9 protein-coding genes and 1 pseudogene are annotated in these 8,640 nt (G+C 75.9%); 1 reads left to right on the top strand and 9 read right to left on the bottom strand.

Going from position 1 to position 8,640, the window contains the following annotated elements:
* The 8 genes and pseudogenes from ABZ497_RS33365 to ABZ497_RS33330 form a co-directional block, all read right to left on the bottom strand.
* A pseudogene (locus tag ABZ497_RS33365) lies at positions 1-210 on the bottom strand (hypothetical protein); the annotation flags it as partial.
* Between the two features lie 320 nt (positions 211-530).
* Positions 531-3,263, bottom strand: coding sequence for a class IV lanthionine synthetase LanL (gene lanL / locus ABZ497_RS33360; RefSeq protein ID WP_359810992.1), 2,733 nt, complete (start codon positions 3,261-3,263; stop codon positions 531-533).
* 161 nt (positions 3,264-3,424) lie between these two features.
* A complete protein-coding gene (locus tag ABZ497_RS33355) occupies positions 3,425-3,592 on the bottom strand; it encodes an SflA family class IV lanthipeptide (protein ID WP_329491507.1) in 168 nt (55 codons plus the stop codon).
* Between the two features lie 350 nt (positions 3,593-3,942).
* The gene (locus ABZ497_RS33350) at positions 3,943-4,530 is read right to left on the bottom strand and encodes a lytic polysaccharide monooxygenase (protein WP_359810989.1); all 588 of its coding nucleotides are present in this window, start codon (positions 4,528-4,530) and stop codon (positions 3,943-3,945) included.
* A gap of 264 nt (positions 4,531-4,794) precedes the next feature.
* Positions 4,795-5,577: a histone deacetylase gene (locus ABZ497_RS33345; RefSeq protein WP_359810987.1), complete on the bottom strand. Its 783-nt coding sequence runs from the start codon at positions 5,575-5,577 to the stop codon at positions 4,795-4,797.
* Complete coding sequence (locus ABZ497_RS33340; protein ID WP_329491510.1) at positions 5,562-5,789, bottom strand: amphi-Trp domain-containing protein; 228 nt, start codon at positions 5,787-5,789, stop codon at positions 5,562-5,564. Before ABZ497_RS33340 ends, ABZ497_RS33345 begins: the two co-directional genes overlap by 16 nt.
* A 403-nt stretch (positions 5,790-6,192) precedes the next feature.
* Positions 6,193-6,516, bottom strand: a complete 324-nt coding sequence (locus tag ABZ497_RS33335; protein WP_359810984.1) for a plasmid stabilization protein — start codon at positions 6,514-6,516, stop codon at positions 6,193-6,195.
* Positions 6,517-6,619: 103 nt separating this feature from the next.
* Complete coding sequence (locus ABZ497_RS33330; RefSeq protein WP_359810981.1) at positions 6,620-7,525, bottom strand: immunity 49 family protein; 906 nt, start codon at positions 7,523-7,525, stop codon at positions 6,620-6,622.
* Positions 7,526-7,775: 250 nt separating this feature from the next.
* On the opposite strand from ABZ497_RS33330, the gene ABZ497_RS33325 reads away from it, so the two are divergent.
* Positions 7,776-7,934, top strand: coding sequence for a hypothetical protein (locus ABZ497_RS33325; protein WP_329491513.1), 159 nt, complete (start codon positions 7,776-7,778; stop codon positions 7,932-7,934).
* Between the two features lie 52 nt (positions 7,935-7,986).
* Here the strand turns inward: ABZ497_RS33325 and ABZ497_RS33320 are convergent, their stop codons facing one another.
* Positions 7,987-8,421, bottom strand: a complete 435-nt coding sequence (locus tag ABZ497_RS33320; RefSeq protein ID WP_359810978.1) for a hypothetical protein — start codon at positions 8,419-8,421, stop codon at positions 7,987-7,989.
* Between the last annotated feature and the right edge of the window lie 219 nt (positions 8,422-8,640).

Genomic DNA, 8,640 nt, shown 5'->3' with positions numbered 1-8,640 from the left:
CTCGGCGGTGAGGACGTGTACGCAGCCCCCGGCGGTGATGCCGCGGGCCCGGCCGGGGACGAGGGCCGAGGCGGTGGCCGAGGTGAGGACCGTCGCCCAGGCCTGGCCGCCGGAGACGGTGGCGAACAGGGCCGCCCCCGCGATGGTGCAGCCCGCCAGGGCCCGACGGGCGGTCGAGTTGGTGGTGCGGGTGGAGCGGTGCTTCGACATACGGGCGTCTCTCCTTGTCGCGGTGCGCCGACCGTGCGGTCGGCGCGTCCCGACCGACAGTAGGAGGGCCTTGTCGCGGTCCCCGGGAGGTCGTGTCACGGCTGTCCATCGGCTGGGTAACAGCCGGCCGTGACTGTTGCACGGCGTGGTGCGCGCAAGGGCTGCGGACGGCGGGCGGAGCTCCGGCGGGGTGGGTACGCGTCCTACCGAGGGGGTTCCGGGGTGCCCCGGCGGGCCGGTGGCGCCGCTGGCGCCCAGTGTCGTTGCCGGTCCGGCCCGGTAGCGACCCAGGCCCTGTCGCCCCTGTGGCGCCCGGGAGTTCAGGGCTGGAGCAGCATTCCGAGCCGGGGGCCGCCCCGGCGGTGGAGCCGGCGCAGGAAGGAGAGCACACCGCTGGTGCCGACCGCCCAGGCGGCGGACTCGACGGTGGGATCGGTGGCCGGGAACACCGGTCGGCCCGCGCCGCCGCCGCTGCGGGCCAGGACCAGCCCGGCGATCTCCTCGGCGGCCTCCCAGTGCCGCTCGTCCCCGGTGGCCAGCGCCAGGTCGATCAGCAACTCCCCGGCGCCCGCGAGCCCGCAGCACTGGACGACGGGTGCCGTCCTCGGGGCCGACTCGCGACAGGCTCGCGCGGCGTCGGCGGCCCGGGTGAGGAACTCGTCCGCGCCGTAGTACCGGCCCGCCTGGACGAGCGTCGTGCCGATGCCGGCCAGACCCCGGCACCAGGACCCGTACCGGCGGGTGGCCCCGGGCCGGCCGGCGGCCACCACGAGCCGGGGGACGTCCTCGGCGAGCGCGTCCACCAGACGGCGCGCCGCCGCCGCGGCCGCCTCGGTGTCTTCGGCGCGGTGGGCGCGGTAGGCGCCGTGGGCGAGGTCGACGCGGCCGGCCGGAGCCGCGGTTGTGGCAGCGGTGGCGGACGCGGCGGACAGGCCGAGGAGGAAGTGGGCGACTCCGGCGCGGCCGTGCGCGAAGCCTTCTTCGAGTGCGGCGGTCCCCGGGTTCGGCGTCTCCCGGGGCCCGTCGGCCCGGCCGTCGGTGAGCAGCCGGGCGCAGGCCCGGGCCGTCGCGAGGTGCTGCTCGGCCTCGGCTTCGCGACCCGCGGCGCGTGCTCGCCCGGCCAGCAGCAGCCGGCCGGTTCCGAGGCCGGCCGCGCCGGAGATCTGGTCCGTGGAGCGGACGTCACCCGGACCGGGATCGGCGCCGAGCGGCTCCTCGGTGCCCAGCACGTCGGCCGCCCGGGCGAGGAAGAGGTCGACCCCGGTGCGGCCCTCGTACAGGCCGGGGCCGAGCCGGTCGATCGCGGGGTGTGCCGCCGTCCACCGGGCCAGGGCGGTGGCGGCCGCCCGGGCGTCGGGGCGGTCGGCGTGCTGCAGCAGTTCGAGACCGAGCCCGGCGCTGCCGTCGTAGAAGGAGAGCAGGGCACGGGGCTCCCTGCTCCGCGCATCGGCGGTGACCAGCTCGCCGGCCAGCCGCACGCAGGTGGTGACGGTGTGGTCGACGACCTCGCCGAGCAGTTCGGCGGTCACCCGGGGCGGACGCGGCGGCGCGGGAACGCGCCGAGCGCGGTCGCTGCGCTCGCCCACGGTGCCCGCAAGGCCCGTGCCGGGCGGCGCGGTGTGGTGGCGCAGGGCGTCCGCGGCCGCCGCTCGCTCCGCCGGGTCGAAGCCGAGCAGGCCCGCGACCAGCGCGACCGCCGGGTGCTGCGGGTCGGGCAGCGCACCGGCCAGGCAGGCCAGCGTGCGGTCGCGGTTGGTGGCCCGGTCCGGGTCGATCACCACCGGGTCGAGACCGGTGGCCGCGTAGTGCAGTGTCGTCCCCAACGCGTAGTAGTCGTCGGTGGGGTGGGCGGTCGTGGTCGCCGGGCCGGGCAGTCCGTACCCCCGGGTCGTCCCGGCCGGCCGTTCGCCGTCGAGGGCGCTGATGCCGAAGTCGACCAGCGCGCACCCGCCCGCCGCGTCGAGCACCACGTTGGCCGGCTTCAGATCGCACATCACCACGCCTCGGGCGTGCACCGCGTCCAGTGCCCGGAGCAGTCCGCGCGCCAGCGACCACCAGTCGCGGCCCGGCCCGTGCGCGCCGCCGGGCCCGGCGGCGCGGGCCTCGTAGGGGCCGCCTTCGAGCACGTCGCGACGCAGGTCGCGCCGGCCGCAGGCGCTGCTCACCAGGTACTCGTCCTCGCCGTGCCGGACGTAGTCGACCAGGCGCGGTACTCCGCCCACGCCCGCCAGCGCGGTCAGGACCCGTCGCTCGTGCCGGAGCCTGCCCCGCGCGTCGAGGCCGGCGGCGTCCTCGGCGACGAAGGCGCGGGCCTGCTTCACCACCACCTCGCGGCCGGTGACCACGTCGACCGCCCGGTACACATGGCCGCCCGGTGCGCGGGTGATGCCGGCGGTGATCCGGTAGCGGCCGCCGTCGCCGATCCGGTTGCTCGTCGGTCGCGGGGTGGTGCGCGGTGCGAACGGGTCGCTCACCCAGGGTGGTTGGCGATAGTGGGGGGCGGCCGGGGCGGGAAAGGTCTCGCCGGCCGGGCCGGTCATGAGGAGCGTCGAGTCCTCGGCGGCGACCCGGAACAGGCCGTACCGGTAGTAGACCGGGGCGTCGGCCCGCAACTGCCGGTCACTGGGCACCCGGGGGCCGGTCCAGCCGGTCAGCGCGTTCGCCAACTCGTCCGCGAGGGCGGCCTCTTCGCCCGGACGCGGGTAGACCGTGACGGCCTTGCCCACGGCGGCCGGGTCGCGCAGTCCGGTGTTCAGCTCGCGCAGCACGGCGGTGCCGGCGGCGAACTTGGCGTCGCAGGTGCGCCGCAGCAGGATCGGGACCACCACGTCCAGCAGGTGCGGGAACCGGTCGGGGCGGGCGGACACATGGAGCTTCCAGCCGTGCGGGAGCGCCGGCATGCCGGGGTCGTGCAGATACAACCAGTCGCCAGCGCAGTGCAGTTGGCGGCGCGAGCCCGGGGCGGCCGCGACCAGGGCGGCGATCCGGGCCCGCAGCGCCCCGGCGGCGCCGGGGTCCGGCCGCGCGCCGGTGGTTGCTGCTGCTGACGGCACGAGTCCACCACGTCCCCGGGTCCGGTCGCACGGGTACCCCGCCGGGCGTCGGCGGGCAGGTGCGAGAAGGTACGGCGTGCGAGCCGGTGCGGTGGCCTGCGGGCGTGCGGCGCACGGCAGTTCGGGCGGCGCCCGCCCGCAGGCCGGGTGTCCGGCGAGGGTCAGGCGTCCACCGCGCAGTCGAAGCGGGTGGGGACGTAGGTGACGAACGGGTCGGCGAGACAGGCCGCCGGGGCGAGGTCGGCGTCGAACTCGTCCTCGAACGCGATCACCTCGTCGTCGATGTCCAGTAGGCCGGCGTCGCGGATGTCCAGTACCAGTGCACTCATGGGTGGTTCCTCCCATTCACCTTGGCTGATTCCCGTGCGGGCCGCCCATGCTAGCCATTCGTTCGGGCCCGCCATAGAGGTGCGACAGCGCAGATGTTCGACCCTTTCGGACCGTCGGGCCGCGCTGCTCGCACCCGTCCCAGTGGCACCACCGGCACCCCGGGTACCCGCCGGTTCGGCACGGCGGGGGCGAGGCCGGGGGCGGTTCGCGCACACGGTCCCGGCCCGTCGCCCCGCCCCGGTCGCCTGGCCCGGTGCACTCCGTCGTGCGACGGAGTGCACCGGGCCGGGTCTCGGACAGCTGTGCCGGGCAGGGGGCCGACGGGCGTCGGTGCGGCACTGGCGTCAGGTCAGAACTTGACGTCGGTGCAGGAGTAGAACGAGTTGTTGGTGTCGGCGATCTCCCAGACCGCCACGACGACCTGGTGGCCGGTGCGGCCGGTGGGAAGGGTCCCGGTATGGGTGGTCGTGGCGGCGGGCTGGCGCCCGTTGTAGTTGACGGTCAGGAACGGGGTCAGGTCCAGGTTGGCCCGGGTGATCTTCTGGGTCGCGTCGTAACCGGGCTTGGTGAGGTAGTACTTGAACGTGGTGGTGGCGTGCCGGGCCTCGATGTTCCAGGTGAAGGTCAGCTGCTGGCCCGCCGTCACGTTGGTGGTCGGCCAGTTGCCGTTGCGCGGGGCGTCGAGCGGCGCCCAGCGCGGGTCGGCGCCGGCGCAGATGGTGCCGTCGGCCGGTCCGCGGCTGGGGAAGCCCTTCGGGCCCTCGACGCTCTGCGGCTCCCACTGGATGTCGCCGCAGTTGGTGACGACGCCCGCGCCGCACAGGGCCGCCCGGCTGGGCGGCAGGTTGATGAAGCCGTGCGACTGCGCCGGCAGGGCCAGCGTGAGCGGCAGCGCGACCGCGGCCGCGGCCACGACGGCGAGATGACGTTTGCGCATGGTGCTCCTCCGTGGGGGTGGATGGAGTGTGCGCCCGACGCAGGGCGCGCGCGTGGGGGTGCGGCGGCCGTCGATCTCTTGGCATGCCTGCGCCAGGTCGGTGTGGTCCCCACCGTAGGAGTTGTGGCCCCGGGCCGTCAATGGTCTGAACCATTCGCCGTCATGAACGCCCTTTCCCCAGAGGGATGTTCGTCATTCCTGCGCGGCGACAGGGTGGCCGGCCGGTATGTTCGGGAGCGGTCCGACGGGAGCGCAGTGTGGTCCTCAGCCGTCGCCGGCGGTCTCCGCCAGGGCCCGGCGGAGGGCGGCGGGGGTCCACTGCGCGTCGGCCCCCGGGCGGGTGCCGAGGTAGTCGGCGATCCGTCCGAGGTCCCAGCCATGGGCCTGGACCAGTCCGGCGGCGATGGTGCGCAGATAGGCGGCGCGGGGTGCCCGCAGGTCGGCGTCGGCCAGGCCGCCGGAGGCGGTGAGGGTCAGCACGGGGGTGTGGTCGAGGGAGCCGGGGCACACCAGCGTCCCGTAGCGGCCCGGCCAGAGCCGGTCCCGCCCGGTGCGCAGGGCGGTGGCCGGCGAGAGGTCGGTCCCCGGCTGCCGGTGCCTCTCCTGGGCGGCGATGTCGCTGAACTGCCCCGTAGTCAGCAGATAGGCGCGCGCGGGCACCAGGCCGGTCCGGTCCGGGTCGTAGAAGGCCGTGCCACCGCCCCAGACCGTCGACTCCAGCGCGAAGTACAGCTGCCCGGGGAGCGTCACCGGCACGGCCCGCTCCGGCGGCCGCCCGTCGCGGCAGCCGGGGTACGTCCGGGCACCACCCGGCGGCCGGCCGCCGCGAAGGTAACAGGCCAGCCGCTCGGCGCACATGTTCGAGCCGTAGGCGGCGTACCAGACGTGGTCGGGGTCGCCGTCGGCCGCTGCGGCGCCCGCCGGGCGGAGCAGCCACCGTGCCACGATGTCGCGGATCCCGGGCGCGCGCCCGGCGGCGACCGGCCTGAAGCCGGGCCGGGGCAGGCCCGGGGTGGCGCCGTCGGGGCAGCCTACTCGGTCCGCCACTTGAGCTCGACCTCAAGCTCGATCTGCCCGTCCTCGACCTCGACCTCGATCTCGATCTGGAGTTCGTCGGGGACGCGCACGGTCAGTGTGCCGGGGCCGAGGTCCAGCTCGGCGCTGGCGCCGTGCCGCAGCGCGTCCGCGAGCGCGGTGAGCCGGTCGGCCGCTTCGAGCCGGGTCAGCGAGGCCTTCTGCTCGAACTTGAGCTCACTCACGGAGGCCTCCAAACCCGGGGGACGGCGGATACCTCCAGTGTGACCCCGCCGCCCGGCCACCGCCCGGGCAGTCCGGTCACGGCCGGTCGCCACCGGTCGCTCTCCGAGGTCCCGTGCCTCCCGGCCGTGACCCCGGACCGCCCGCCCGGACCGGTCACCCGGGCCGCTCACACCCCGGCGGGTCCGGGTTGCGGCGGGGGCGCCGGATCCGGGTCGGGGAACGGTGGGACGGGCGGCGGCACGGGGACGGGTTCCTCGCCCGGGTGGCGCGGCCCGGGTGCCGGGTGCGGAAACGGCTCGGTGTCCGGGTTCGGGGGTGTCGGTCTGGTCATCACGGCCACCTCTCGCTTCGGGGGTGCGGCGGGGTGCGGCGGGTCTCGTTCCGGGGGTGCGGCGGGCGGAGTCAGCGGCCGAGCGCGTGCTCCAGCTCCCGCTTGTTCATCTTCGAACGGCCCTTGATGTTGCGGTGCCTGGCCTCGTTGTACAGCTGGTCGTAGGTGCGGCCCCCGGCGCCCTCGTGGGACCGCAGTCCGCCCCGCCGGCCGGAGGAGATGTCGTGGGTGGAACTCCGGCTGGCGGTCCGCGCCTCGCCGTGTCTGGCCCGCTCCTTGTTGACCGTCCGGGCGGCGATCTCCTCCGCCAGGTCCTCGCTCTCACCGCGCTCCAGCACGCTCTCCTTGATGTGCTCGTACTGGCGCTCCCGCTTGGGGCTCGATCCTCGGGGCATCACAGTTCTCCTCTCCTCTCGGCGCGCGCCTACCCGGTCGCCGTTCGGCGAATCGGCGGAAGCCGCAGGAGTTCCCGCCGCCCGTACCGCGCGTCGGGCGGGGCTACTCCTGCGGGTCGGCCAGCAGGCCCTCCGGCAGGTAGCCGGAGCGGGTCTCCAGCTGCCAGCCGTGCGCCCGGACGGCGAGGGCGGCCAGGGCGACGGTCTCGACCGGCAGCAGGGTCCTCGGCTCCGGGTCCGGTCCCACGCCGTCCCGGTGGAGGCGGAGACGCTCGGTCAGGGCGTGCTCGAAGGCGGCCCGGTCGTCGTCCAGGAGCACGCGGAGCAGCCGCTGGTCCGGGGTGAGGGCACCGGCCGCGTCCAGCCGCCGGGCGGCCTCGGCGCGGGCCTGCGCGTCGGGCTTGGTGATCGGCTCCGGGGCGACCCGCGTCGCGGGCCAGGTGCCGACCATGTCGGCGAGGTACCCGCACAGCGCGTCCATCGCGGCGAGGTCGCCGGGGTCCGACACCGACTCCAGCGGCGAGTACGGCACCCCGTCGCGGATCGCGGGCGCGTAGTCGTCCTTGAGCAGGGGGCCGACCACCCGCTCCGGCCGGTGGAGCAGGTCCGTGGTCACGCAGAGCGCGAAGGTGTCGAGCCAGGTGCGCGCCGTGGACACGTCGTCCACCGCGTCGCCGAAGGCGAAGTCCCCGCTGTCGAGGGTCTGGTCGTTGAGCGGGAAGTACACCTCGAAGTCGCCGTTCGGGAAGCTGCCCAGCGCCAGTACCCCGAGCGCGCACTCGGCGGCCGCCCGCAGGACGTCGCGGCCGGACGGACCGGTCAGCGCGGGGTCGCTCAGGGTGCGGGCGCCGACGTGGTCGAGGAGTTCGCCCTGCAGCCGTACCAGGCCCCCGATGGACAGCGAGTCGTAGCGGAGCGAGTGCCAGCGGTTGAACGACTGTCCACCGATGTCGTCGAGGGCCCGGGCGATGCGGTCCTCGTCGACCTTGTGGCACGTCACTTCCTGCACGGCTACTGCCTTTCCTGTGATCATTCCGGCTGGCCGCCCGACGCTACCAGGGCGGTTGCCGCCCGGCCGACCCGCCCCGGACGGCCCGGACCCACCGGGGCGGGGAGCGTCACCGCCCCCGCCGCGGGGCCGGTTCACCGCCGGATCCGCCCGTGCCGCACCCCGCCGCGGGACGGTCGCGCGGGGCCGACCCGGCCGTCGGTGGGCGGGCGGGCACCGGGCGGGCCCCGGGACTGGCAGACTGGTGATCGTGACCGCCGACTTGCGCCCCTTGTGGCAGCCCTTCTCCGAGCCTTCCGCGACCGTTCCCGTCCAGACGGACCGCCACCACCTGCAGCCCGTGGAGCGCGCGCCGTTCCTGGAACCCGCCGGGGTGGCCGACCACGAGGAGCAGTTCCCCGAGGCCTGAGGCCGCCCGCACGACTCCCGGCGGCCGAACCCCGCCCCCACCCTCACCACCCTCACCGCGACCGCGATTCCCGCCGTCGCTCCATCCGTCGTCGCTCCGCCCCGTGGCGCTTCGCCCCGGTGCGGGTCGACTCATACGTCGGGCCACCGTCGCGCGCCACCGCCCTGCGGATCCTGCCGGGCGGCCGCCGCCGGTGCGCGGCCCCCGCCGTCGCACCGGCGCCCTGCGCGGGCGTCGCGGGGACGCCCGCCCTGAGAGGGACGATGCCGCCGTCCTCCAGCGCGCGCAGCGCGGCGGTCAGCCGCGCGGCCAGGTGCCGGGGCAGCCGCCGCACCGCCTCCCCCGGATCGAGCCAGGAGGCGGCCCGGACCTCCCCGTCGGCGAACCGCAGCGCGCCCGCCTGCGTGGCCGTGAGCGGCGCCGCGTCGTACAGGAAGCAGGTGACGGCCCGGCCGTGCCCGGTGGCCGTCGCGGGCGCGGTGTCCACCACCAGGAGCCGCCCGACCGGGAGGCGCGCCGGGCCCGCACCGCCTCCTCGACAGGGGTGTGGGCCGGCCCGGAGGCCGGCCCACACCCGAGCGGGGCGGAGAGGAGCTAGTCGGCCTGCCAGTCGGAGGACCAGCAGCTGATGATCGGGCAGATCCAGTCCGGCCAGACCGCGTCCTCCTCCAGCTCCAGGTTCTGCAGGGTCGTCACGTCCGTCGTC

The organism is Kitasatospora sp. NPDC005751 (assembly GCF_040630835.1).
GTDB lineage: Bacteria > Actinomycetota > Actinomycetes > Streptomycetales > Streptomycetaceae > Kitasatospora.
Note: the sequence above shows the minus strand (reverse complement) of the source record. Positions and strands in the feature narration are given on the sequence as shown.

What these genes read in the sequence shown, in the direction of transcription:
- ABZ497_RS33355 (WP_329491507.1), bottom strand. Translation starts at nt 3,592, where the DNA reads ATGAGTGCACTGGTACTGGACATCCGCGACGCCGGCCTACTGGACATC.
- ABZ497_RS33350 (WP_359810989.1), bottom strand. Translation starts at nt 4,530, where the DNA reads ATGCGCAAACGTCATCTCGCCGTCGTGGCCGCGGCCGCGGTCGCGCTG.
- ABZ497_RS33335 (WP_359810984.1), bottom strand. Translation starts at nt 6,516, where the DNA reads ATGCCCCGAGGATCGAGCCCCAAGCGGGAGCGCCAGTACGAGCACATC.